General features: G+C 55.1%; 17 protein-coding genes and 1 pseudogene. 8 read left to right on the forward strand and 10 right to left on the reverse strand.

All coding sequences use genetic code 11. The features are described 5' to 3' along the window. Positions 1 to 2: 2 nt before the first annotated feature. Positions 3 to 775 (reverse strand): annotated as a pseudogene (gene elyC, locus EBA31_RS08055) (envelope biogenesis factor ElyC). 151 nt (positions 776 to 926) lie between these two features. On the opposite strand from elyC, the gene cmoM reads away from it, so the two are divergent. From cmoM to EBA31_RS08090, 7 genes are all read left to right on the forward strand, one after another. Next, positions 927 to 1712 (forward strand): tRNA uridine 5-oxyacetic acid(34) methyltransferase CmoM, encoded by a 786-nt coding sequence (gene cmoM, locus EBA31_RS08060; RefSeq protein WP_122078257.1) that lies wholly within the window; start codon positions 927 to 929, stop codon positions 1710 to 1712. Then, a complete protein-coding gene (gene mukF / locus EBA31_RS08065) occupies positions 1709 to 3031 on the forward strand; it encodes a chromosome partition protein MukF (RefSeq protein ID WP_020826143.1) in 1323 nt (440 codons plus the stop codon). Before cmoM ends, mukF begins: the two co-directional genes overlap by 4 nt. Beyond that, positions 3012 to 3740, forward strand: a complete 729-nt coding sequence (mukE, locus tag EBA31_RS08070; RefSeq protein ID WP_041414390.1) for a chromosome partition protein MukE — start codon at positions 3012 to 3014, stop codon at positions 3738 to 3740. Before mukF ends, mukE begins: the two co-directional genes overlap by 20 nt. After that, a complete protein-coding gene (gene mukB, locus EBA31_RS08075; protein ID WP_020826145.1) occupies positions 3737 to 8188 on the forward strand; it encodes a chromosome partition protein MukB in 4452 nt (1483 codons plus the stop codon). Before mukE ends, mukB begins: the two co-directional genes overlap by 4 nt. 222 nt (positions 8189 to 8410) lie before the next feature. Continuing rightward, positions 8411 to 10252, forward strand: a complete 1842-nt coding sequence (gene ldtD, locus EBA31_RS08080; protein ID WP_122078259.1) for a L,D-transpeptidase — start codon at positions 8411 to 8413, stop codon at positions 10250 to 10252. A gap of 181 nt (positions 10253 to 10433) precedes the next feature. Next, the gene (locus EBA31_RS08085) at positions 10434 to 10982 is read left to right on the forward strand and encodes a YcbK family protein (RefSeq protein WP_020826147.1); all 549 of its coding nucleotides are present in this window, start codon (positions 10434 to 10436) and stop codon (positions 10980 to 10982) included. Between the two features lie 66 nt (positions 10983 to 11048). Next, complete coding sequence (locus tag EBA31_RS08090) at positions 11049 to 11696, forward strand: MBL fold metallo-hydrolase (RefSeq protein ID WP_048761915.1); 648 nt, start codon at positions 11049 to 11051, stop codon at positions 11694 to 11696. A 70-nt stretch (positions 11697 to 11766) separates the two neighbouring features. Here the strand turns inward: EBA31_RS08090 and EBA31_RS08095 are convergent, their stop codons facing one another. The 5 genes from EBA31_RS08095 to EBA31_RS08115 all read right to left on the reverse strand — a co-directional run bounded on the left by EBA31_RS08095 (position 11767) and on the right by EBA31_RS08115 (position 19419). Continuing rightward, positions 11767 to 12957, reverse strand: coding sequence for an amino acid aminotransferase (locus EBA31_RS08095; RefSeq protein ID WP_122078261.1), 1191 nt, complete (start codon positions 12955 to 12957; stop codon positions 11767 to 11769). Between the two features lie 245 nt (positions 12958 to 13202). Next, on the reverse strand, positions 13203 to 14327 hold the full coding sequence (ompC, locus tag EBA31_RS08100; protein WP_044549566.1) for a porin OmpC: 1125 nt from the start codon (positions 14325 to 14327) through the stop codon (positions 13203 to 13205). A gap of 303 nt (positions 14328 to 14630) precedes the next feature. Continuing rightward, positions 14631 to 16031 (reverse strand): asparagine--tRNA ligase, encoded by a 1401-nt coding sequence (gene asnS / locus EBA31_RS08105; RefSeq protein ID WP_020826151.1) that lies wholly within the window; start codon positions 16029 to 16031, stop codon positions 14631 to 14633. 226 nt (positions 16032 to 16257) lie between these two features. Next, positions 16258 to 17463 carry a nicotinate phosphoribosyltransferase gene (pncB, locus tag EBA31_RS08110; protein WP_020826152.1) on the reverse strand — a complete coding sequence of 402 codons (1206 nt, stop codon included), beginning with the start codon at positions 17461 to 17463 and terminating at the stop codon, positions 16258 to 16260. A gap of 255 nt (positions 17464 to 17718) precedes the next feature. Next, positions 17719 to 19419: a GGDEF domain-containing protein gene (locus tag EBA31_RS08115; RefSeq protein WP_122078264.1), complete on the reverse strand. Its 1701-nt coding sequence runs from the start codon at positions 19417 to 19419 to the stop codon at positions 17719 to 17721. Positions 19420 to 19866: 447 nt separating this feature from the next. On the opposite strand from EBA31_RS08115, the gene pepN reads away from it, so the two are divergent. Further along, positions 19867 to 22482, forward strand: coding sequence for an aminopeptidase N (pepN, locus tag EBA31_RS08120; protein ID WP_122078266.1), 2616 nt, complete (start codon positions 19867 to 19869; stop codon positions 22480 to 22482). Between the two features lie 31 nt (positions 22483 to 22513). On the opposite strand, the gene ssuB is transcribed toward pepN, so the two are convergent. Genes ssuB through EBA31_RS08140 form a run of 4 tightly spaced genes read right to left on the reverse strand, consistent with a single transcriptional unit; the run spans position 22514 to position 26223 of the window. After that, complete coding sequence (gene ssuB / locus EBA31_RS08125; protein WP_020826155.1) at positions 22514 to 23290, reverse strand: aliphatic sulfonates ABC transporter ATP-binding protein; 777 nt, start codon at positions 23288 to 23290, stop codon at positions 22514 to 22516. Continuing rightward, positions 23287 to 24081 carry an aliphatic sulfonate ABC transporter permease SsuC gene (gene ssuC / locus EBA31_RS08130; protein WP_020826156.1) on the reverse strand — a complete coding sequence of 265 codons (795 nt, stop codon included), beginning with the start codon at positions 24079 to 24081 and terminating at the stop codon, positions 23287 to 23289. Before ssuC ends, ssuB begins: the two co-directional genes overlap by 4 nt. A gap of 11 nt (positions 24082 to 24092) precedes the next feature. Next, positions 24093 to 25241, reverse strand: coding sequence for an FMNH2-dependent alkanesulfonate monooxygenase (gene ssuD / locus EBA31_RS08135; RefSeq protein ID WP_020826157.1), 1149 nt, complete (start codon positions 25239 to 25241; stop codon positions 24093 to 24095). Between the two features lie 16 nt (positions 25242 to 25257). Then, the gene (locus tag EBA31_RS08140) at positions 25258 to 26223 is read right to left on the reverse strand and encodes a sulfonate ABC transporter substrate-binding protein (RefSeq protein WP_020826158.1); all 966 of its coding nucleotides are present in this window, start codon (positions 26221 to 26223) and stop codon (positions 25258 to 25260) included. Positions 26224 to 26233 lie beyond the last annotated feature (10 nt).

Here is a 26233-nt window from a genome sequence, read left to right on the forward strand (position 1 = left end):
GTTTAGTCGACAGAAACCTCATCGGCCCCTTTAAGCCATTGCCACAGGCTGCCGAGCGTTTCATACCAGGCGCGTTCGCTGTGGCCAAGGAACATAGCCGATGGCACCACGCGATCCCAGATATTCAAACGTGAGCTGATGGCCAATTGGTTGGCCGGTGCCGGGATAGGGTGCAGCCCCTTGGCTTCAAAGAAGCGCATCGCCCGTGGCAAATGGTTAGCCGAGGTCACCAGAATAAAGGGCTGTTGCCCGACCAGCTTCGACACCTGCAACGCCTCTTGCTCGGTATCCATCGGGCGATCCAACAGCACCATGTCGCTGCCTGGCACTCCCAGGCTTTCCGCTACCTTCGCCGCCGTCGCCGCGTTACTCAGAGTATTGGCCCCCCGGCTCCGGTGAACACCATTTTTGCGCCGGGATGCGCGAGATACAGGCGCACGCCTTCCGTGACGCGTGGCAGGCTGTTACCGATCAGGTTGGAACTGGGGGCCCAATCGGGATTAAAGGTATAGCCGCCCCCCAGCACCACGATATACTTTACCGGGTCAGTGCCGCGATAGGTGACATACTCCGATTCGATTGGGCGTAGCAGCCTGTCGGCCACCGGCTGCAGGCTGAAAAGCAGTAAAAACAGCCAGCTCACCGTCAAAATGACCCTGCCGCTTTTTTGCCAACGGGTGAACCACAGCAGCAACAGCGCCAGTCCCATTAACAGCAGCAGCGCAGGTAACGGCATTAAAATGGCGCCAATGAACTTTTTCAGGTTAAACAGCATCAAAAATCAGGTCCTTTTGGGCGAAAAAACGACATCCGGGCACATTCAGGCCGCAAGAAGATTCATTCTAAGCCAGTCTGTGCCAAAATAGCAGGTTTGAATGGGCTGGCGCTTTGCCCCCAACAGAATAAGATCAGCGGAGCCGTTGTCCATGCAGGATCGCAATTTTGACGATATTGCTGAAAAGTTTGCGCGTAATATTTACGGCACCACCAAAGGGAAAATCCGTCAGGCGGTAGTCTGGCAGGATCTGACCACGCTGTTGGCCCAGTTGCCGCAGCGGCCGCTGCGCATTCTGGATGCCGGCGGCGGCGAAGGCCATATGGCCTGCCAATTGGCAGAATTAGGACATCAGGTGTTGTTGTGCGATCTTTCTGGTGAGATGATCCAACGCGCCGCATTACTGGCTGAGCAGAAAGGTGTGAGCCAGAACATGCAATTCATACAAAGTTCAGCACAGGATATTGGCCAACATTTGGAACAGCCGGTTGATCTGGTATTGTTTCATGCTGTGCTTGAATGGATTGCCGAACCTGAAGCGGCACTGCGGGCGTTGTTCGACTGCCTGCTGCCAGGTGGCGCGCTGTCATTGATGTTCTTTAATGCCAATGGCCTCTTGATGCGTAACGTGGTGTTGGGTAATTTCCAACTGGTGAACCCCGAGGTCAGAAGACGCAGAAAGCGTTCGTTGTCACCGCAATATCCACATAGTCCGCCACAGGTATACGGCTGGCTGGAACAATTGGGCATGCACATCAGCGGGAAAACCGGCGTGCGGGTGTTCCACGATTACCTGCAAAGCAGGCAGTTACAGACGCAAAAATTTGAAGAGTTACTGGCGCTTGAACAGCACTATTGCCGGCAGGAGCCGTACGTGAGTTTGGGGCGCTATATTCACGTCATGGCGCATAAACCAAACCTGAAGGACGAACTATGAGTGAATTTTCCCAGACAGTACCCGAACTGGTCGCCTGGGCACGGAAAAATGATTTCTCTATTTCGCTCCCTACGGAGCGTCTCGCGTTTTTGCTTGCTATCGCCACATTGAACGGCGAGCGGCTGGACGGCGAGATGAGCGAAGGTGAGCTGGTTGATGCATTTCGCCATGTCAGCAAGGGTTTCGAACAGACGCATGAAACGGTGGCGGTCCGCGCCAACAATGCGATTAACGACATGGTGCGCCAGCGCCTGTTAAACCGCTTCACCAGCGAACTGGCGGACGGTAACGCAATTTACCGTTTGACGCCGCTGGGGATCGGCATTACCGATTACTATATTCGTCAGCGCGAATTCTCCACGCTGCGTCTGTCGATGCAGCTGTCGATCGTGGCGCAGGAGCTGAAACGCGCCGCCGACGCCGCCGAAGAGGGCGGTGACGATTTCCACTGGCACCGCAACGTATTTGCCCCGCTGAAATATTCGGTAGCGGAAATCTTCGACAGCATCGACATGACCCAACGGGTGATGGATGAACAGCAGCAGGGCGTAAAAGATGATATCGCCGCGCTGCTGAACCAGGACTGGCGGGCAGCCATTTCCAGCTGTGAGATGCTGCTGTCCGAAACCTCAGGCACCCTGCGTGAACTGCAGGATACTCTGGAGGCGGCAGGCGACAAGCTGCAGGCCAACCTGCTGCGCATTCAGGATGCTACACTGGGTGGCGCGGAGCTGGGCTTCGTCGATAAGCTGGTGTTCGACTTGCAAAGCAAGCTCGACCGCATCATCAGTTGGGGCCAGCAGGCTATCGACCTGTGGATTGGCTACGACCGCCACGTGCACAAATTTATCCGTACCGCGATCGACATGGACAAGAACCGGGTGTTCGCCCAGCGTTTGCGCCAGTCGGTGCAGAACTATTTCGACAATCCATGGACACTGACCCATGCCAACGCCGATCGCCTGCTGGATATGCGTGACGAAGAGCTGGCCTTGCGCAGCGAGGAAGTGACCGGGGAATTGCCGCCGGATCTGGAATTCGAGGAGTTCAGCGAAATTCGCGAGCAACTGGCGGCCATGATCGAACAGGCGTTGAAGATTTATCAGGAACAACAGATGCCGCTCAATTTAGGGGCGGTGATGCGCGATTATCTGGCGCAATATCCGCGTGCCCGTCATTTCGATGTGGCACGTATAGTGGTCGACCAGGCAGTGCGCCTTGGTGTGGCTGAAGCAGATTTTTCAGGGTTGCCGGCACAATGGCAGGCAATCAATGATTACGGAGCCAAGGTCCAGGCCCATGTCATCGACAAATATTGAACAAGTAATGCCAGTCAAGCTGGCCAAGGCATTGTCTAACGCGCTGTTCCCTGCGCTGGACAGCCATCTGCGCGCAGGTCGTCACATCGGTATCGATGAGCTGGACAACCACGCCTTTTTAATGGATTTCCAGGATGAACTGGAAGAGTTTTACGCCCGCTACAGCGTGGAGTTGATCCGCGCGCCAGAAGGGTTCTTCTATCTGCGTCCACGGTCCACTACCCTGATCCCGCGTTCGGTTTTATCCGAACTGGACATGATGGTGGGGAAAATCCTGTGCTATCTCTACCTCAGCCCGGAGCGTCTGGCGCATGAGGGGATCTTCAGCCATCAGGAGCTGTACGACGAGTTGCTGAGCCTGGCGGACGAAACCAAATTGCTGAAGTTCGTTAATCAGCGCTCTACCGGTTCGGATCTCGATCGCCAGAAGCTGCACGAAAAAGTGCGCACTTCACTGAACCGCCTGCGTCGTCTGGGCATGATCTACTTCATGGGCAATGACAGCAGCAAGTTCCGCATCACTGAAGCGGTGTTCCGCTTTGGCGCCGATGTGCGCAGCGGAGACGATCCGCGTGAAGCGCAGTTACGAATGATCCGTGACGGCGAAGCGATGCCGGTTGAAAACAGCCTGTCGCTGACTGATGAAAGCGATGCTGAAGATTCGCAGCTTGATACCACACCGGACAGTGCAGAGGATGAACAGGAATGATTGAACGCGGTAAATTTCGCTCGCTGACGCTGGTCAACTGGAACGGCTTCTTCGCCCGCACCTTTGATCTCGATGAGTTGGTGACCACGCTGTCCGGCGGTAACGGGGCAGGGAAATCCACCACCATGGCGGCTTTCGTCACTGCGCTTATCCCCGACTTGACGCTGTTGCACTTTCGTAACACCACCGAAGCCGGCGCCACCAGCGGCTCGCGCGACAAGGGCCTGCACGGTAAGCTGCGTGCCGGGGTGTGTTATTCCACTCTCGACGTGATCAACTCACGCCACCAGCGTGTCGTGGTGGGCGTGCGCCTGCAACAGGTGGCCGGTCGTGACCGTAAAGTGGACATCAAGCCATTCACCATCCAGGGCCTGCCAACGGCAGTACAGCCGACAGAACTTTTGACCCAAACGGTGGGCGAGCGCCAGGCGCGCGTGCTGACACTGCAGGAGTTGAAAGAGCGCGTTGAAGAGATGGAAGGCGTGCAGTTCAAGCAATTCAACTCCATCACCGACTACCACTCACTAATGTTCGATCTGGGCGTGATCCCGAAACGCTTGCGTTCATCGTCCGATCGCAGCAAGTTCTATCGCCTGATCGAAGCTTCACTGTACGGCGGTATTTCCAGCGCCATCACCCGCTCATTGCGCGACTATCTGTTGCCGGAAAACAGCGGTGTGCGCAAGGCCTTCCAGGACATGGAAGCGGCGCTGCGTGAAAACCGCATGACGCTGGAAGCGATCCGCGTGACCCAAAGCGATCGCGATCTGTTCAAACACCTGATTTCAGAAGCCACCTCCTACGTGGCAGCGGACTATATGCGCCATGCCAATGAGCGGCGTATTCATCTGGACGGCGCGCTGGCATTGCGCAGCGATCTGTTGGGCAGCCGCAAACAGCTGGCTGCTGAGCAGTATCGCCATGTGGAAATGGCGCGCGAACTGGCGGAGCAGAGTGGCGCAGAATCCGATCTGGAAACGGATTATCAGGCCGCCAGCGATCACCTTAACCTGGTGCAGACGGCGATGCGTCAGCAGGAAAAGATCGAGCGCTATGAAGGCGATCTGGAAGAACTGACCTACCGTCTGGAAGAACAGAACGAAGTGGTGGCGGAGGCCAGCGAACAGCAGGCCGAAAACGAAGCGCGCGCCGAGGCGGCCGAACTGGAAGTGGATGAGCTGAAAAGCCAACTCGCCGACTACCAGCAGGCGCTGGACGTGCAGCAGACCCGCGCCATTCAATATCAGCAAGCGTTGCAGGCGTTGGAACGTGCGCGAGCACTGTGCCAACTGCCGGAGCTGACCGCCGAAAATGCCGAACAGTGGCTGGATACTTTCCAGGCGCGCGAGCAAGAGGCGACGGAAGCCTTGCTGATGCTCGAGCAGAAACTGAGCGTGGCCGATGCCGCGCACGGTCAGTTTGAACAGGCTTATCAGCTGGTGGGGAAAATCGCCGGTCAGGTCAGCCGCAGCGAAGCCTGGCAGTGCGCGCGCGAATTGCTGCGCGACTGGCCATCGCAACAACACCTTGCCGAACGCGTACAGCCATTGCGCATGCGCCTGAGCGAGCTGGAACAACGTCTGCGCTCCCAGCAGGATGCCGAGCGCCTGCTGCAGGAATTCTGCAAGCGCCATGGTCAGCAGTATCAGCCGGATGAACTCGATGCTCTGCAACAAGAGCTGGAAGAGCGTCTGGAGTCGCTGTCGCAAAGCGTCAGCGAGGCCGGCGAACGTCGGATGGAAATGCGCCAGGAACTGGAGCAAATTCAGCAACGCATTCGTGAGCTCACCACCCGCGCCCCTGTCTGGTTAGCGGCGCAGGATGCTCTGAGCCAGCTCAGCGAGCAGAGCGGCGAACCGCTGGAAAGCAGCCAGCAGGTGACTGAGTACATGCAGCAACTGCTGGAGCGCGAACGTGAAACCACCGTTGAGCGTGACGAAGTGGCTGCCAGCAAGCGTGCGGTTGAAGCGCAGATCGAACGTCTCAGCCAGCCGGGCGGGGCCGAAGACCAACGCCTGGTTACGCTGGCCGAACGTTTTGGCGGCGTGCTGCTCTCCGAAATTTACGACGATGTCACTATCGACGATGCGCCTTACTTCTCCGCATTGTATGGCCCGTCGCGTCACGCGATCGTGGTGCCGGATCTGTCGCTGGTTCGCGAAATGCTGGAAGGGTTGGAAGATTGCCCGGAAGATCTCTATCTGATCGAAGGGGATCCGCAGTCATTCGATGACAGCGTGTTCGCCGTTGAAGAGCAGGACCGCGCGGTGTTGGTGAAAACCGCCGATCGTCAATGGCGTTACTCCCGTTATCCGGAAGTGCCGCTGTTTGGTCGCGCTGCCCGCGAAAACCGCCTTGAAGTGCTGCACGCCGAGCGTGAAACGCTGGCCGAGCGTTACGCCACGCTGTCATTCGACGTGCAAAAGACCCAGCGTTCGCATCAGGCCTTCAGCCGCTTCATCGGCTCTCATCTGGCGGTGGCGTTTGACGCCGATCCGGAAGCGGAAATCCGCAGCCTCACATCCCGTCGCGGTGAAGTAGAGCGTGCGCTGAACAACCATGAAGCGCAGAACCAGCAGCAACGCCAGCAATATGAGCAGGCGAAAGAAGGCATCTCCGCGCTGAACCGCCTGATGCCGTTGGTCTCATTGTTAAACGATGAAACCCTGCAGGATCGCGTAGAAGAAATCCGTGAAGAGCTGGAAGAGGCGCAGGATGCCGCGCGTCATATTCAGCAGCACGGCGTTTCCCTGACCAAGCTGGAGCCGTTGCTGTCGGTGCTGCAGAGCGATCCGCAGCAACATGAGCAGTTACAGCAGGATTACATTCAGGCGCAAAGCGTACAGCGTCAGGCTAAACAGCAGGCGTTTGCCTTGATCGAAGTGGTGCAGCGCCGCGCGCACTTCGGTTATACCGACTCTGCCGGTATGCAAAACGCCAACAACGATTTGAACGACAAGCTGCGCCAACGTCTTGAACACGCGGAAGCGGAACGTACCCGTGCCCGCGAGCAGTTACGTCAGTACCAGACCCAGTTTACTCAGTACAGCCAAGTGTTGGCGTCGCTGAAAAGCTCGTATGACGCCAAGCGCGACATGCTGAAAGAACTGAGCCAGGAGCTGGTCGACATTGGCGTACAGGCGGATGCCAATGCTGAAGCCCGTGCCCGCGCACGTCGTGATGAACTGCACGCCGGCCTGAGCAACAACCGCGCGCGCCGCAACCAGTTGGAAAAACAGCTGACCTTCTGCGAAGCGGAAATGGACGGTCTGCAGAAGAAACTGCGTAAGCTTGAGCGTGATTACCATCAGTTGCGTGAGCAGGTGGTGACCGCCAAGGCGGGCTGGTGCGCAGTGATGCGCATGGTGAAAGACAACGGGGTTGAACGTCGTCTGCACCGTCGCGAATTGGCCTATATGGACGGCGACGAACTGCGCTCGATGTCGGATAAGGCGCTCGGTGCGCTGCGTCTGGCGGTATCGGATAACGAACATCTGCGCGACGTGCTGCGTCTGTCGGAAGATCCTAAGCGTCCTGAACGCAAGATCCAGTTCTATATCGCGGTGTACCAGCATTTGCGCGAGCGTATTCGTCAGGACATCATTCGTACTGATGACCCGGTTGAGGCTATCGAGCAGATGGAAATCGAGCTGGGCCGTCTGACCGAAGAACTGACCGCCCGTGAGCAGAAGCTGGCGATCAGTTCCAAGAGCGTGGCGAACATCATTCGCAAAACCATCCAGCGCGAACAGAACCGTATCCGCATGCTCAACCAGGGCTTGCAGGCGGTTTCCTTCGGCCAGGTGAAAAGCGTGCGATTGAACGTCAACGTGCGTGAAGCGCATGCGACCCTGTTGGACGTGCTCTCTGAGCAGCAGGAACAGCATCAGGATCTGTTTAACAGCAACCGCCTGACCTTCTCAGAAGCGCTGGCCAAGCTGTACCAGCGCCTGAATCCGCAGATTGATATGGGCCAGCGCACGCCGCAGACCATCGGTGAAGAGCTGCTGGATTACCGTAACTACCTCGAGCTGGAAGTAGAAGTATTCCGCGGCTCCGACGGCTGGTTGCGTGCCGAGAGCGGCGCGTTGTCTACCGGTGAAGCGATCGGTACCGGGATGTCGATTCTGGTGATGGTGGTACAGAGTTGGGAAGAGGAATCTCGCCGCCTGCGCGGTAAAGATATCTCCCCATGCCGTCTGCTGTTCCTCGATGAAGCGGCTCGACTGGATGCCAAATCCATCGCGACCCTGTTTGAGCTGTGCGACCGCCTGGAAATGCAGCTGATCATCGCCGCACCGGAAAACATCAGCCCGGAAAAAGGGACCACGTATAAGCTGGTGCGTAAGGTGTTCCAGAACCATGAACACGTACACGTTGTGGGGCTGCGCGGTTTCGCTAACGAACCGCCTGCGGCACTGGGTGTCACCGCGGCTGAAACGCCGTAAGCGCAAAAAAGCCCGCTAATAATCTGAAAATAGCCGCCCTGGGGTGGCTATTTTTTTGTACGCATGGATGATAGTCCTGCTTTTTTATCCGCTTTTAAACGGGTAGCTTAATCAATTACAGTTATTCATTAGTGCCAAAGGGCAAAATGGCTTTTCTGTTCGTATACTGAAACTAATAAGCTGTCTTGGTTGTATTTTTTGTGAGCATACAGGGGGCAATGGATGTTGCTTAGAAATGGAAACAAGGTACGACGTTTGGCGTTGAGTTGTGCAATGGCATGTGGTCTTGCGTCGTCGCTACCCGTATGGGCAACCGTTCCTGCATTCCCGGTGGCGTCTTCCGGCATGTCAGTTGCGCAAAGTCGTTCGGAATTGCTCGCAGCGTTGCCGACGGGCATTACGCCACATTATCTTTCAACGCTTGCTCCTTTGTACGCAGCGAACCGGATGCAACTGATGTGGCAGGATCGCGAAGCGGTACAGCAATTTCAGCAGCAGTTGGCCGAGTTGGCGATGTCTGGCGTTCAGCCGCAGTTCACCCAATGGGTGAAATTGCTGACCAATCCAGCCATTACCGGTGTGGCCCGCGATATCGTACTGTCTGATGCGATGTTGGGCTATTTGCAGTTCGTTTCATCGATCGGCGCCAATGGCAACAGCTGGCTGTATAGCAACATTCCCTACAAGCTCGGTTTGCCGCCGAATACGGTGATTAACCAGTGGCAGTTGGCGGTGCGTCAGGGTAAAACGGTGCCGTATGTCAACTCGCTGGCACCACAGCACCCGCAATACGCCAAGATGCATCAGGCATTACGCGACATGCTGGCTGATGGACGCCCATGGCCGCAGATGGCCAATGGCCCGAGTTTGCGCCCCGATCAACTGAGCGATGATATTCCTGCCTTGCGCGAGATCCTGGCGCGCAACGGTATGCTGACCACTTCTGCCGCGCCGGCAGAGGCGCAGGAGCCGCCTGCGGTATTGACCGGTTCGCGCAATGAGCCAGACGATGGTGGCTTATCGGTAGATGAAGAGAAAAATCGCGAGGCCCAGAGTGCGGTAGTCAGCCCGGCCGCCGCGCCGGTAAAAGACTTGGCGCCGTCACCGCAATCGCCGTTCAGTCAGCAGCAGGAGAGTCCGGTCACGGTCACGGACAATCGCTATACTGCCGATTTGGTTGAGGGCGTTAAACGCTTCCAGAAATGGCAAGGGTTGAGCGCTGATGGCGTGATTGGCGTACGCACCCGCGAATGGCTTAACGTAACGCCACAAATGCGAGCTTCGCTGCTGGCCCTGAACATCCAGCGTTTACGCATTCTTCCCGGCCGCGTTGACACCGGAATTATGGTCAACATTCCTAACTACTCGTTGACCTATTACCTGAACGGCAATGAGGTACTTTCGTCACGGGTGATCGTAGGGCGGCCCAGCCGCAAGACGCCGTTGATGAACAGTGCACTGAACAATGTGGTAGTTAACCCGCCGTGGAACGTGCCGACCACGCTGGTGCGCGAAGACATTGTGCCGAAGGCGATGCGTGACGGCAGCTACTTCCAAAAACACGGTTATACCGTGCTTTCCGGCTGGAGCAACGATGCTGAGGTGATCAACCCGGCAATGATCGACTGGAATATGGTGTCGGCCCGTAACTTCCCGTACCGGATCCGCCAGGCTCCGGGAGCGACCAACTCGCTGGGGCGTTTTAAATTCAACATGCCGAGTTCGGACGCCATCTATTTGCACGACACGCCGAACCATAACCTGTTCCAGAAAGACATTCGTGCCCTGAGCTCGGGTTGCGTGCGGGTCAACAAGGCTTCGGATTTGGCGAATATGCTGTTGCAGGATGCGGGCTGGAACAATACCCGTGTTTCCTCCACCCTAAAACAGGGAAATACCACCTACGTAAATATCCGCCAGCATATTCCGGTTAAATTGTATTATTTAACCGCCTGGGTCTCTGATGATGGAAAGCCACAATTCCGTACAGATATTTACAATTACGATGATACGGTGAGATCGGGTGCACAAATTTTGGCTCAGGCCGAAAAATTAATGCAATAAATGCAGTAATTATAAATAAATAACGGTCAGAATATCGGGCCATGGTGCAGGCACTCATTCCGTGAGTGCCTGCAAACCGCGGGATATCACGGGTTGACTCAATCAGTGTGGGCGGTTATGGTTCAGGCAGTGCGCTGTTTTGTGCATATATTTTGATATTCTTGCCGGGTTTAACAGAAACATGGACAAAATTGATCATCATCGCCGTAAGTGGCTGGCGTTAGGTAGCGCCGCTGTGGGCATAGCGCTGCTCCCTGGGCAAGCCTTTGCCAGTCTTTCTACTTCGCGCCCGCGTATTCTTGTCGTTAATAATATGCATACGGGCGAATCCTTGAAAGCCGAATTCTTCGATGGCAAGGGATATAATAAAGACGAATTAGTTCGTCTTAATCATCTCTTCCGTGATTATCGAGCCAATAAAGTCAAGTCGATCGATCCTCGTCTATTTGATCACCTCTATCGCCTGCAGGGTCTGTTGGGCACCAACAAACCGGTACAGCTGGTTTCAGGTTATCGTTCCCTGGATACCAACAATGAGCTGCGTGAGCGCAGCCGCGGTGTGGCCAAGCACAGCTATCATACCAAGGGCCAGGCGATGGACTTCCATATCGAAGGCATCCAGTTGAGCAATATCCGCAAAGCGGCGTTAAAAATGAGCGCCGGTGGTGTAGGATATTACCCACGTAGCAACTTTGTACACATCGATACCGGCCCGGTGCGGACCTGGTAATCGCTGTGCACCATAAGTGAGTAGCGCCAGCCCGTCAGGGTATGGCGCTGTTGTCGTTGGAGCCTTATGAAATACCAAATTATTCCCGTTACCGCTTTTAGTCAGAATTGCAGCCTGATCTGGTGTGAAAGTACCCAACAGGCGGCGTTGGTCGATCCCGGCGGCGAAGCGGAGAAATTAAAGGCCGAAATTGCCAGGCAGGGCGTGACGGTCACGCAGATCCTGCTGACGCACGGCCATCTCGATCACGTAGGGGCAGCGGCTGAGCTGGCGGAACACTATCAGGTACCGATCTACGGTCCGGACAAGGAAGATGCTTTCTGGTTGGATGGTTTGCCTGCACAGAGCCGGATGTTTGGTCTGGAAGAGTGTGCGCCTCTGACGCCAACTCGCTGGCTGGAAGAAGGGGACAGCGTGCAGGTGGGTGAAATGACGCTCAAGGTGCTGCATTGCCCGGGTCATACTCCTGGCCATATCGTGTTTATTAATGAGCAGGCGCGGTTGGCGCTGGTGGGTGACGTATTGTTTAACGGTGGCGTGGGTCGCAGCGACTTCCCACGCGGCGATCACCAGGCATTAATCAACTCGATCCGCACCAAGCTCCTGCCACAGGGGGATGACATGGCGTTTATCCCGGGGCACGGACCGATGTCTACCTTCGGTCAAGAGCGTGAAACCAATCCGTTCCTGCGAGAAGAACCGGCCATCTGGTAAGGTTATTTCCCGGCAGAAATAACTAAGGGGCGCATTAAGCGCCCCTTTTGCTTATTTGAAACCGTAACCTTTACAGCACGGCGACGATGGCTTCGCACAGAGGCGCCATATTGTCTGGCGTCATGCCTGCGACGTTAACCCGGCCGGAGTTAACGGCGTAAACGCCAAATTCGTCACGCAGGCGCAGCACCTGTTCTTTGGTCAATCCGCTGAACGAGAACATGCCGTTCTGATTAATGATAAAGCTGAAGTCCTGCTCTGCGCCTTTCTCCTGCAGAGTATTCACGAACAGCTGACGCATGCGGTGAATACGTTGACGCATATCGGTCAGCTCCTGCTCCCACAGGGCGCGCAGCGCATTATCACCCAGGATGGTCGCAACCACCGCAGCACCGTGGGACGGCGGGTTGGAGTAGTTGGCGCGAATGGCGGCTTTCACCTGGCTGAAGGCGCGGTCAGCGGTATCCGCATCTGCAGCCACCAGAGTACAGGCGCCGACGCGTTCGTTGTATAGGCCGAAATTCTTCGAGTACGAGCTGGCTACGATCAGTTCCTGATGCTTGGCGGCGAAAATACGCAGGCCCTGCGCATCTTCTTCCAGACCTTTCGCGAAGCCCTGATAAGCAAAGTCGAACAGCGGCAGCCAGCCGTTAGCCACAGACAGCTCGGCTAACTGAGCCCACTGCTCAGGCGTAGGGTCAATGCCGGTTGGGTTATGGCAGCAACCATGGAACAGGACCACATCGCCTGCCTGAGCCTGTTTCAGGCTGTTCAGCAGGCCATCGAAGTCCAGCGCATGATTGGCCGCATCGTAGTAGGCATATTCCAGCACTTCCAGGCCGACGGCGCCAAACACATTTTTATGGTTCGGCCAGCTTGGGTTGCTGATCCAGATGCGTTTAGCGCTGGTCTGGTTGGCGATGAAGTCAGCTGCCACACGCAGGCCGCCGGTGCCACCAGGCGTTTGCGCGGTGCGCGCACGCTTGTCGGCAATGATTGGACTTTGTTTGCCGAACAGCAGCTCTTGCGTGCAGTTGGCGAAAGCGGGGATGCCCTCAATGCCGAGATAGTTTTTGGTGGCTTCATTTTCCAGCAGATACTGCTCAGCTTTTTTCACGCTGGTCAGCACCGGCGTTTTGCCGGTTTCGTCTTTGTAGACGCCAATGCCCAAATTGATTTTGTTCGGGCGCGCGTCGGCGCGGAAAATGTCGGTCAGACCCAGAATCGGATCGGCAGGTGCAGCAGTGATTTTTTCAAACATGTCAGGTGCTTCCATGGCTCGGAGTTAAGCAGACAGAAGCATCAGGGTAGCGCCAGTTATGCGCTTTGCCAACCGTTTGCGAGAAAAACACAGCGATCTTGTGAAGGGCGCAGATTCAGCATAAAAAATGAGGAAGAAGGGGACATTGGCAGGATAAAAATTTACGCGTAGCGCAAAAACAAAAACAGGGCCGAAGCCCTGTTTTTTAACTTAGCCGACGGTGAACCGCCGTTAAGTGAGACAACTTAGAACTGGTAAACCAGACCAACACCTACGATATCATCGGTAGCGGTGCCAGTAGCTTTGGTGAACTCGTTGTCGTCCAGCAGGTTGATTTTATAATCAACGTAGGTAGACATGTTTTTGTTGAAGTAGTAAGTGGTACCAACAGAAACATATTTAACCAGATCCTGGTCAGAACCCACGCCTGGGACGTTCAGGTTTTTACCTTTAGACTGCAGGTAAGACACTTCTGGACGCAGACCGAAGTCGAACTGGTACTGTGCAGTCACTTCGAAGTTCTGAGTTTTGCTGGCGAAGCCGCCGCAATCGGTAGAAGCATTACAGGTTGAGCTGAAGTTGCCGCCGCCGAATGGAGTCATGTTACGAGTTTCTGCGTACATAGCTGCCAGGTAAACGTTGTTAGCGTCGTATTTCGCGCCAACGGTCCATGCATCAGCTTTGTCGCCACGTTCGTTAGAACGCAGTTTTTGATCATCGGTACGGTTGGAAGAAGCGTATGCTGCACCTACGCTGATGCCTTCGCCGATGTCATAAGTAGAAGACAGGCCCCAGCCGTCGCCGTTTTGTTTCTTAACGTCACGGCCGTCGTTCTGGTTTTTACCTTGGTACTGAACAGCGAAGTTCAGACCGTCAACCAGACCGAAGAAGTTGTTGTTACGGTAAGTCGCAACGCCGTTGGTACGGCCAGTCATGAAGTTGTCGGTGTAGGTATAAGTATCGCCACCGAACTCTGGCAGCATATCTGTCCAGCCTTCTACGTCGTACAGTACGCCGTAGTTACGGCCGTAATCGAATGAACCGTAGTCAGCAAATTTCAGACCAGCGAAGCCCAGACGAGTCTTGGTGCCTTCGGTGCCTTGAGATTCAGAGTGGTTAGCCTGAACGTTGTATTCCCACTGGCCGTAACCGGTCAGTTGGTCAGTAATCTGGGTTTCACCTTTGAAGCCGAAACGAACATAGGTCTGATCGCCATCATTGCCTTTGTCGTCTGAGAAGTAGTGCAGACCGTCAACTTTACCGTACAGATCCAGTTTGTTGCCGTCTTTGTTGTAGATTTCAGCAGCGTTAGCTGCACCAGCGGCTAACAGAGCTGGGATTACCACTGCAAGAATATTGCGCTTCATCATTATATTACCCTCATTGGTGTTATTCGGACACCTTTGCCACTGCCGCCAATAATTCTTTTGGAACTATTGTTGATAGATTGGTGTCGTCCTGTGTCTGCACGCAGTGTTCCATTCACGGGCAGGTTAATCTAGAACGAAAATGCTACCAATGTCCTAATGAGGTTTCAAAAAGAAAGTATTTGTAACTAAATGTAATATTCACGGAACTTTGTGACGCTCGTCAATATTAAAAAATGCGAAAGGCCAGCTAAGCTGGCCTTGGTTTTGTAACTAAATTAATTAGAAAATGTATTATCTGATTAATTAAAAGGTTGCATTACGTGGTGTGCGAGGGAACGGAATTACGTCGCGCACGTTTTGCACACCGGTGACATAGGCGATTAAACGCTCAAAACCTAAACCGAAGCCGGCGTGTGGCACGGTGCCGTAACGACGCAGGTCACGATACCACCAATAATCTTCTTTATTCAGGCCCATGGCATCCAGACGCTGATCCAGCACGTCCAGACGTTCTTCACGCTGAGCACCGCCGATGATCTCGCCGATGCCCGGAGCCAACACGTCCATCGCCGCAACGGTTTTGCCGTCGTCGTTCATACGCATATAGAAAGCTTTGATGTCTTTCGGATAGTTTTTCACCACCACCGGCGCTTTGAAGTGTTTCTCGGCCAGATAACGCTCATGCTCGGAAGACAGATCGATACCCCAGGAAACCGGGTTCTCGAAAGTCTGGCCAGAGGCGATCAGAATTTCCACCGCTTCGGTGTAATCAACCTGAGCGAAGTCGGAAGAAACAAAACGCTTCAGGCGGTCAATCGCATCTTTGTCTACGCGTTCTGCGAAGAACTGCATGTCATCCATACGCTCGTTCAAGACGGCCTGGAACACATACTTCAGCATTTTCTCTGCCAGTTCCGCGATATCCTCGAGGTCAGCAAAGGCGACTTCCGGTTCGATCATCCAAAACTCGGCCAGGTGACGGCTGGTGTTGGAGTTTTCGGCGCGGAAAGTCGGGCCGAAGGTGTAAATTTTCGACAACGCACAGGCGTAGGTTTCGCCGTTCAACTGGCCGGAAACGGTCAGGAACGCTTCTTTACCGAAAAAGTCCTGGCTGAAATCGACAGCGCCTTTATCGGTACGTGGCAGGTTTTCCAGATCCAGCGTGGAAACGCGGAACATTTCGCCGGCGCCTTCGGTATCGGAAGCGGTGATCAGCGGGGTGGAAACCCAGAAGAAACCATTCTCGTGATAGAAGCGGTGAATAGCCTGCGCCAGGGTATGGCGAACACGGGCAACGGCACCGATCAGGTTGGTACGTGGGCGCAGGTGCGCCACTTCGCGCAGATATTCGATGCTGTGGCGTTTGGCCGCCATCGGGTACGTGTCCGGATCGTCAACCCAACCGACCACTTTAATCTCAGTCGCTTGTAGTTCGAAACTCTGACCTTCGCCTGGAGAGGCGACCACTTTACCTGTCACTTCAATCGAGCAACCGGTGGTCAGATGTAACACTTCATCCTGATAATTCGGCAGAGAATTATTAACGACGGCCTGTAACGGATCAAAGCAGGAACCGTCATAGACGGCCAGGAAGGAGATACCAGCTTTAGAATCTCTCCGGGTACGCACCCAACCGCGCACGGTGACTTCACTGTCAACCGCAGCACGGCCTTGCAGTACGTCGACTACAGGCACTACGCTCATAGATTTCTCTCTTAATAATTTGGTTTAGAAATAGCTTACAACCCAAGAATATGGGGATGTTGCTATGTTACTTGCCGCGGTGCAGAGCACAAGCAGAAATCGCCGGATTGGAGCAACATTTCTTGGCTCTGGGCGAAAAGGGAGCACGGCGAAGTCTCTTATAAAGAAGAAAAAAGCCGGCGTGAGGTCTTCAGCCGGCTTTTTCGCGTTGGCAGGGCGGTGTGGCTTAGCTGGCTTTCTTCACCAGCGGTAAATCGAAGGCCTTGCGCAACGCTTTCACAAAGGCCTGATCCTGGCAGATGGTCTTGCCCGGGCTGTCGGACAGTTTAGCCACCGGCTTGCCTTTGCATTCGACCAGCTTGATCACGATGTTCAGCGGTTTAACCCCCGGGATATCGCAGGTCAGACGCGTACCTATGCCGAACACCAGATTGACGCGTTGGTAGAAACGGCGATACAGCGCCATCGCCTTATCCAGATCCAGATTGTCGGAGAACACCAGCGTTTTGCTCATCGGGTCGATGCCCAGCTTCTGATAATGCGCAATGGCTTTCTCGCCCCATTCGAACGGATCACCCGAATCATGGCGCAGGCCCTGATAACGCTGGGCGAACTGCGGACCGAAATCACGCAGGAAGGCGTCCATGGTGATGCAGTCAGTCAGCGCGATGCCGAGCTGGTCCGGATATTCATCCAGCCAGGCTTGCAAAGCTGCACGTTGGCTGTTGGCCAATACCGGGCTGATTTGCTGATGCGCCTGGAACCATTCATGAGCCTGAGTACCCACGGGCGCCAGAGCAAGCTGGTGGGCCAGATCGTAGTTGCTGGTGCCGACCAGATAAGGAAATTCGTCTTTCAAGGTGCTGACAATCGCCTGCTGCACACTCTGCGAGAAACGACGGCGGGTGCCAAAGTCCATCAGTTTGAAGCGAGAAATGTCCACGTCAGCGCTCATGGCTTTAAAATGCTCGAGTTTGCTGCGCAGATGAGCGACGGCCATCTCAGGCGTGACTTCCGGGGAGCGGTGACGGTGCACCACCTCACTGATCACTGCCAGCAGTGGGACTTCCCACATGATCACTTCACGCCAGGGACCGGCAATGCGGATGTGCAACTTGCCCGCATGATCTTCGATCTGGACCTGTTGCGGATCGTAACGAAACTCGCGCAGCCAGTTCAGGTAATCCTCGCGGAAGAAAGGCAGCCCGGAAAGATAGTTGAACTCAGCGTCTGTTAGCGCCAATTGGCTCATCAGTGCGATCTGGGCACGGATCTCGTCGGCATATTCGCCAAGCAGCTCGTCACCGCGGCAGCGGAATTCCGCCGCCACGCTGATAGCAGGATAGCGATGGAACACTGCTTGCTGCATATGAAGCTTATAAGCATCAGTATCAAGCAGTGATGTCAAAATCGGGGAGGCGTATTGAGTCATATCGCGTTACTGCATCCTCGTCAGGCGCGTGTCCAAATCCGGATAATCATAAAAAAGTGGGGGGAGTATACCCGGATTATCCTGTTATTGAAGCTGCATCACACCACAATTCATCGGAGCCGGTCGAGGATTAAACGTGCCTTTATCTCTGCTTGCCATCAGGATGCCGACAGAAAAGTCAGATAAGTCTGTAAGGTGAATGACTTAGCCTAATTAGTCATAAAAATTATAATGTTAATTATTTTAAACAACAATTCAGATAAAACCGTTCTGGGTGTGAATGCCTATCCGGTCTTTGCCGTTTTTCTTGCAAAAATAGAGCGCTTCATCCGCCTGTTTGATTGCTGCTGGCAACAAGCGGATATCGCGGACCTGGGCAATGCCGCAACTGGTGGTGAAGCGGACGTTTTGCCCATCGGTTAGTGTCAGGCTGAACTGGTGCGTACGCTCGCGTAGCTTGGACATCACTTCCTGCGCATTTTCCAGCGTACAGTTACCGAGGATCACGGCAAATTCTTCACCACCGTAGCGACAGAAAATGTCGCTGGAGCGGAAGGTGCTTTGCAGCAGCTTGCCAAATGCCACCAGCACCAGGTCGCCTACGTGATGGCCGTAGGTGTCATTGAGGCTTTTGAAATTATCAATGTCGATCAGACAAAAAGCGAGTGGGTAGCTGCCGGCAGCCAGCGATTCGCACTCCAGGAAGAATTTGCGCCGGTTATAGATATTGGTGAGAGGATCGAGATAGGAGGAGGCTTCCAACTCTTTAATCAGCAGGTGTTTCTCATTTTCCAGCGTTACCTTTTCCAACTGGTACTGTTTAAGCTGTTTGATAGCGTCGCTGATGGCTATCAACTCCTGGCCGTAGAACACTTCGTTGCGAGCGATATTCATATCGCCGTGGGACAAGCGCAAAATATTATTATGCGTTTTCGTCAGCCAGCGGCTGATATTTGAACAGTAAACCAGCGTAGGCAGGAAGATAAATAGCGCAATCAGACCCGCCAGCGAAATCATGCCGTCAATGGCGGTTTGGCTGTCATAAATCTTGCTCTGCGAGGCGGCGGTCTCCATTTCGAAACTGCGCTGATAGAGCCGTTGTGAGAGCTCACTCAGGTTTTTAACATAGGGATAAATAGCGTCTGTAGGGTAGGCGGTATGCGTGTTTACGGCGGTATATAATCCCTCGGTAATGATCTTGATCTGCTGAGCTGACAGCTGCCCCAGGATCTCATTCACCAGTGCAGTAGTTTTCACGTCGTTATAGGTAAGTTTCATAAAAATCAGCCGAGTACTCAACGAATTCAATACGCCGGTGAGCTGAATTGCTTTCAGATAAGCGTCTTTGCGCGCCAGTCGATTGGTATTGACGTCAATAATCTGATCGATGAGTTCGGTCACCGACATGTTCAGCCGGTTATTTAATCGCACTGCCTCAAGAAACATAAATGAATCGCCATCGACCATGCGGTTATCGTAGCTATAGCGGTAGTAACTTTTACTGGCCTGGGAAATATAGTAAGCGCTATTGATATTGAACAGATTGGCATTGGCTTCGGTCACCTGCGAAAGCTGCAGGTTGTCATTATTGAGCAATTGTTCCATCAGACTGAGCATGGAAAGCGCGGCAATTTTTTGCCTGATGCCGAGCCGTTGCGAGATTTCGCTGTCGATGTGCGGTCGAAAGTGGGCGATTTTCTCCCGCGCTACGCGATCGGCGTCTTGCCACTGATGTGGAGTGATACGTGGGTCGATCAGGCTTAAACGTTTAAGGCGATGTGCCAATAGTGTGGCCTGAAAAGCCTCTGAAATCTCTTTGGCTCGGGTAATTTTGTATAGATTGAGTTGGTTGTCGCGATACTCGGTGTCAGCTTCCGACAACTCATCGGAAATAAACAGGGCAAATGAGGACATCAGGGCAAAGGTAAAAAAATAGATCAGATATTTTACTTTCATATGCACTACGCGTCCTTGAGCCCGATCCGCTAATTATATCACTGAGTCTCCCGGCCTGTCTTGGCTATACCCAATAAGGGAAGATTGCCTGCAAAGTGCCGTTGAGCAGGGAAGGCTGCCCCGTGAGATAGGGTAAGTTCGCACTTTTGACGCCGATGTTCTCATCTGGAAAACGTACAACTCCGCAGGGCATCTTTAGCATTTAATGCTGATTTTGATGCCGCATCAGGTGAAGGAGCCTGATGGCGTGGGCAATTCTTCGACAGGATTACGATCCACCTCCGATTTCTCCGCTCCTGTGGCCTGGTCTCTCTGGGTTTTTTTTGTAGCTGTGATACAGTTTATTTACAATCAGGCTCATCGAAATTTCTGCTCTTTTCCGACGGCGAAATAGGCGAATGATGAAAGCCTGGCACCTGTAACTCACTGAGACGTCAAAGGGTTTTTATGACACAACAGCCACAGGCGAAGTATCGCCACGATTATCGCGCGCCAGATTACACCATCACTGATATTGACCTGAATTTTGAGTTGGATGCAGAGAGCACTCGCGTCACTGCCGTCAGCAAAATCAAACGCCAGGGCGCTGCCGATGCGGCGCTGGTGCTGAACGGTGAAGACCTGACGCTGGTGAGTATTGAGATCGACGGTCAGCCGTGGACAGCCTATCAGTTGCAGGATAACAAACTGGTTATCGAGCAATTGCCAGCACAATTTACCATGACTATTGTCAATGATATCCACCCGGCCAAAAACACCGCGCTGGAAGGACTGTATCTGTCCGGCGAAGCGCTGTGTACCCAATGTGAAGCTGAAGGCTTCCGCCACATTACTTATTATCTCGACCGCCCGGACGTGCTGGCGCGGTTTACCACTCGCATCGTGGCCGACAAGGCGCGTTACCCGTTCCTGTTGTCAAACGGCAACCGCGTGGGGCAGGGCGAACTGGAAGATGGGCGTCACTGGGTGCAGTGGCAAGATCCTTTCCCAAAACCCTGTTATCTGTTTGCGCTGGTGGCGGGTGATTTCGACGTGCTGCGCGACAGCTTTACCACCCGTTCCGGTCGCGAAGTGGCGCTGGAGCTGTTCGTTGACCGCGGCAACCTGGATCGCGCCGATTGGGCAATGACCTCGCTGAAGAACTCGATGAAATGGGACGAAACCCGTTTTGGCCTGGAGTACGATCTCGACATTTATATGATCGTCGCGGTCGACTTCTTCAATATGGGCGCGATGGAGAACAAAGGGTTAAATATTTTTAACTCCAAATACGTGCTGGCGAAAGCCGAAACCGCCACCGACAAGGATTACCTGAATATCGAGGCGGTGATCGGCCACGAATATTTCCACAACTGGACCGGCAACCGCGTGACCTGTCGTGACTGGTTCCAGCTCAGCCTGAAGGAAGGGCTGACGGTATTCCGCGATCAGGAGTTCAGCTCCGATTTGGGCTCACGTCCGGTCAACCGTATCGATAATGTGCGCGTTATGCGCGGTGCGCAGTTCGCCGAAGATGCCAGCCCAATGGCGCATGCTATTCGTCCGGACAAAGTGATTGAAATGAACAACTTTTACACCCTGACGGTGTACGAGAAAGGTTCTGAAGTGATCCGCATGATGCATACGCTGCTGGGAGAAGAACAGTTCCAGAAGGGGATTCAGCTGTATTTCGAGCGTCATGATGGCAGTGCGGCAACCTGTGACGATTTCGTTCAGGCGATGGAAGATGCGTCCAACGTTGACCTGTCGCTGTTCCGCCGCTGGTACAGCCAGTCCGGTACGCCATTACTGACGGTTCGTGACGAATATGACGCCGAGCACCACCAGTACCGCCTGCACGTCAGCCAGAAAACCGCGCCGACCGCCGATCAGCCGGAAAAACTGCCGCTGCACATCCCGTTGGATATTGAACTGTACGATGCACAAGGTAACGTGATTGCCCTGCAGAGAAACGGCTCGCCGATCAATAACGTGCTTAACGTCACCGAAGCGGAACAGACCTTCGTGTTTGATGGCGTGGCGCACAAGCCGGTACCGTCCCTGCTACGTGAGTTCTCTGCACCGGTTAAACTGGATTATCCGTACAGCGATCAGCAATTGACCTTCCTGATGCAGCATGCTCGCAATGAGTTTGCCCGTTGGGATGCGGCACAGAGCCTGCTGGCGACCTACATCAAACTGAACGTGGCCAAACATCAGCAACAACAGCCGTTGTCGCTGCCGCTGCACGTTGTTGATGCGTTCCGCGCCGTATTGTTGGACGAGAAGTTGGATCCGGCGTTGGCTGCACAGATCCTGACGTTGCCTTCAGAAAGTGAAATTGCCGAGCTATTTGCCACTATCGATCCTGAAGCGATCGCCGTGGTGCACGAAGCGATCGTCCGCTGTCTGGCGAAGGAAATGGCCGATGAGTGGCTGGCGGTTTATCACGCTAACAAGACCGACGGCTACCGGGTTGAACATGCTGACATCGCGAAACGTGCGCTGCGCAACGTGTGCCTGGGTTACCTGGCCTTTGGCGATGAAGCGCTGGCCGACCGATTGGTGACGGAGCAGTATCGCCAGGCGGATAATATGACCGATTCGCTGGCGGCTCTGGCCGCTGCGGTGGCGGCGCAATTGCCTTGCCGCGACGCGCTGTTGGCGGCCTTTGACGAACGCTGGCACCAGGATGGTCTGGTGATGGACAAGTGGTTTGTGCTGCAGGCGACCAGCCCGGCGGCGGACGTGCTGACCAAAGTGCGTGGGTTGCTGAAACACCGTTCATTCAGCCTGAGCAATCCAAACCGCACACGCTCATTGATTGGGGGCTTTGCTTCTGCCAACCCGGCGGCGTTCCATGCGGCGGACGGCAGTGGCTATCAGTTCCTGGTGGAAATCCTCAGTGATTTGAACCAGCGCAACCCGCAGATTGCTGCTCGCCTGATCGAACCTTTGATCCGCTTGAAACGCTACGATGCTTCACGTCAGGCATTAATGCGCAAAGCGCTTGAACAGTTGAAAGGGCTGGAGAATTTGTCCGGCGACCTGTTCGAGAAAATCACCAAGGCGCTCGACGCGTAAGTCTAGGAAGGGACGGCATGCCGTCCCTTTTTTAATTTGCTGCGCGGCGTGTGGCCTGGCTTAAGGGGGAGGGCGGAGACAATACTCTGTCCAGCACCTCGGCCTCCAACTCTGCCAGTTTGACTGACCCTTTGCGTCGTGGGCGCGGCAGGTCGACGGTCAGATCCAGGCCGATACGGCCTTCCTCAATCAAAATGACGCGATCCGCCAACGCAATGGCTTCACTGACGTCATGCGTCACCAGCAATACGGTGAAACCGTGCTGTTGCCACAACCCTTCAATCAATCCCTGCATTTCAATCCGCGTCAAGGCGTCGAGCGCCCCCAAAGGTTCGTCCAACAGCAACAGGCGTGGACGGTGGATCAGCGCACGTGCCAGAGCCACTCGTTGTTTTTGTCCTCCGGACAAGGCCGCTGGCCACTCGTTGGCGCGGTCGGCCAGCCCGACGGCTTCCAGCGCTTGCAACGCATCGGCACGCCAGTTACCGCGCAGGCCAAGGCCCACATTGTCGATCACCTTTTTCCACGGTAGCAGGCGGGCGTCCTGAAACATTAAGCGGGTATCGTCTCTGGCGCTGGCAAGGGGCGCATTCCCGCTCAGCAAGGCGCCGCTGGTGGCTTTTTCCAGTCCTGCCATTAGACGCAGCAGCGTGCTTTTACCGCAGCCACTGCGGCCGACCACGGCGACAAACTGTCCCGCGCTGATGCGCAATTGAATATTGTCCAGCACGGTGCGGTTACCGTAGCGCTTGGCAATGGACTCGAGCGTGACCGGCGTCCCTTGGGGAATTCGAGCGGGAGTCGTCATAGCGCTTCTCCTTGTTTCAGTTGATAGGCCGGGTGCCAGCGCAACCAGACGCGTTCCAGCAACTGTGCGCTGACGTCCGCCAGCTTGCCGAGCAGGGCATAAAGCACAATCGCCACCACCACCACGTCGGTCTGCAAGAATTCACGTGCGTTCATCGCCAGATAACCGATACCCGAATTGGCGGAAATGGTTTCGGCCACGATCAGCGTCAGCCACATAAAGCCCAACGCGAAACGAACGCCGACCATAATCGACGGCAGAGCGCCCGGCAAAACCACCTGAGCAAAGAGCTGGAAACCGCTCAGGCCGTAGCTGCGCGCCATTTCAAGCAGGCCGTGATCGATATTCTTGATACCGTGATAGGTATTCAAATAAATGGGGAACAGCGTGCCTAACGCCACCAGAAAAATCTTGGCGGATTCATCGATGCCGAACCACAGGATCACCAGCGGGATCAGCGCCAGATGCGGCACGTTGCGGATCATCTGCACGGAGCTGTCCAACAGGCGCTCGCCCCAACGCGACAGACCGGTGATAAAGCCCAGCACCAGCCCAATGCTGCCGCCGATGCTAAAACCGATCAGTGCGCGCCAACTGCTGATCGTCAGGTGTTGCCACAACTCGCCGCTTTTGGTTAGCGTCCAGAAGGCGGTGACGACCGCGCTCGGTGCCGGCAGAATACGGTTCGACAGCCACCCCGCCTCGACGGAGATTTGCCAGATAACCACCAGCGCTACCGGCAATGCCCAGGGGGCCAGCCGGTGCAATATGCGTTGTGTACCCTTAGCCATAAGGGGGCTCCTCAGCTTTGCGACGCTTTTTGCGGAATATAGATATTGGCCACCACTTCTCCCTGGGCCTTGACCGGTTTGCGCTGCGTGGGGATTTGGTTTTCCACCAGGTCAAGATGGGGGAACAGCAGTTCGCCGACGCGATAGGCTTCTTCCAGATGCGGGTAGCCGGACAGGATAAAGGTATCGATGCCCAGATCGGCATATTCCTGCATGCGCGCCGCCACCGTCGGGCCGTCGCCGACCAGGGCAGTACCGGCCCCGCCACGGACCAAGCCCACCCCGGCCCACAGATTGGGGCTGATCTCCAGATTGTCTTTTTTGCCGCCGTGCAGGGCTGCCATGCGTCGTTGCCCTACAGAGTCAAAGCGGGCAAATGCCTTTTGTGCATCGGCGATGGTTTTTTCATCCAGATTGGCAATCAGTCGGTCTGCTGCACGCCAGGCTTCTTCGGTAGTTTCACGCACGATCACGTGCAGGCGAATGCCGAAGCGCACCTTGCGACCTTTGGCCGCCGCTTTGGCGCGGACCTCGGCAATTTTTTCTTTCACCTGCGCCGGGGGTTCTCCCCAGGTGAGGTACATTTCAACCTGTTCGGCGGCCAGATCCTGCGCAGCGGCAGAGGATCCGCCGAAATACAGCGGCGGACGCGGTTGTTGCACCGGCGGGTACAGCAGCTTTGCCCCCTTCACCTGAATATGCTTGCCATCGAAATCGACGGTTTCCCCTTCCAGCACCTTTCGCCAAACGTGGGTGAACTCTGCCGATGCCTCGTAACGTTCTTCGTGATTCAGATGCAGCCCTTCCGCCGCCAGCTCCTCGGGATCGCCGCCGGTAACCAGGTTGAACAACGCTCGACCATTGGAAAGACGATCCAGCGTCGCCGCCTGGCGAGCCGCCAGGGTGGGCGAAATTATGCCGGGGCGTAAAGCCACCAGGAACTTCAGCCGCTGAGTGACCGGGATCAGCGAGGCGGCCACGAGCCAGGAGTCTTCACAAGAACGGCCGGTGGGGATCAACACGCCGCCGAACCCCAGCCGATCGGCCGCTTGGGCAATTTGCTGCAAATAGCCGTAATCGACGCTGCGCGCGCCTTCGGTGCTGCCGAGATAGTGGCCGTCGCCATGGGTTGGTAAAAACCAGAATACGTTCAGGCTCATCGTCTATTCTCCAAAATTATTGTGCGCTCGGGCGCCAGATGCGTTGCGAGATATCGACCTTCACGGGCACCAGACGGTTGGCGTAAAACAGATCGGCGGTTTGCTGCTGGGCGGCAATGGTGCGTGCGTCCAGCGGTTTGATGGCGGTCGGTGGGCGGTGATCCAAATAAGACGAGATCACTTTTTCCGGCAGCCCCATGGCGTTCGCCAGCAGCGTGACGCTTTGCGCCCGGTCGCTTTGGGTCAGTGCATCCGCTTTGGTCAACTCATCGAGCACCTGCTGAATAAACGGCCCGTTAGCTTCGGTATAAGTGCGCACCGCCAGATAGAAGGAGCCGGTTTGATTCAAATCGGTGCCATCACCCAGCACCCGCACGCCGCCCTGCAACAAGGCTGCGGAATAGTACGGGTCCCAAATGGTCCAGGCATCGACGTTGCCCTGCTGGAATGCGGCGCGGGCATCTGCCGGCGTCAGGTAAACCGGTTGGATATCGGTGAATTTCAGTCCGGCTTTTTGCAGCGAACGCAGCAGCAGGTTGTGGGAACTGGAGCCTTTCTGGAAGGCGACTTTGTGGCCTTTCAAATCAGCGACGGTTTTGATCGGGCTATTTTCCGGCACCAGGATCACTTCCGCCTTGGGTTTAGGTGGCTCTACGCCGACATACAGCAGATCCGCCCCGGCGGCCTGGGCAAAGATCGGCGGAATATCGCCGGTGCTGCCCAGATCGATACTGCCGACGTTCAACGCCTCAAGCATCTGCGGGCCTGCAGGGAATTCGATCCAACTGATTTTGGTAGTGGGGAAACGCTGTTCCAGCAGGCGGTGGGATTTTGCCAATACCAGACTGACCGATCCTTTTTGATAACCGATACGAAACTGCGCCGGATCCTGTGCGCTGGCGGAATTGATCCACGCCAGTGAGATGATGCCGGCCAAAGCGCCAGTGCCAAGCCAACGGCCAAGTGATGAAAGTCGCGTCATTCTCTTTCCT

Origin of the sequence: Serratia sp. P2ACOL2 (assembly GCF_003691565.1) — a bacterium.
Classification (GTDB): Bacteria; Pseudomonadota; Gammaproteobacteria; order Enterobacterales; family Enterobacteriaceae; genus Serratia; species Serratia liquefaciens.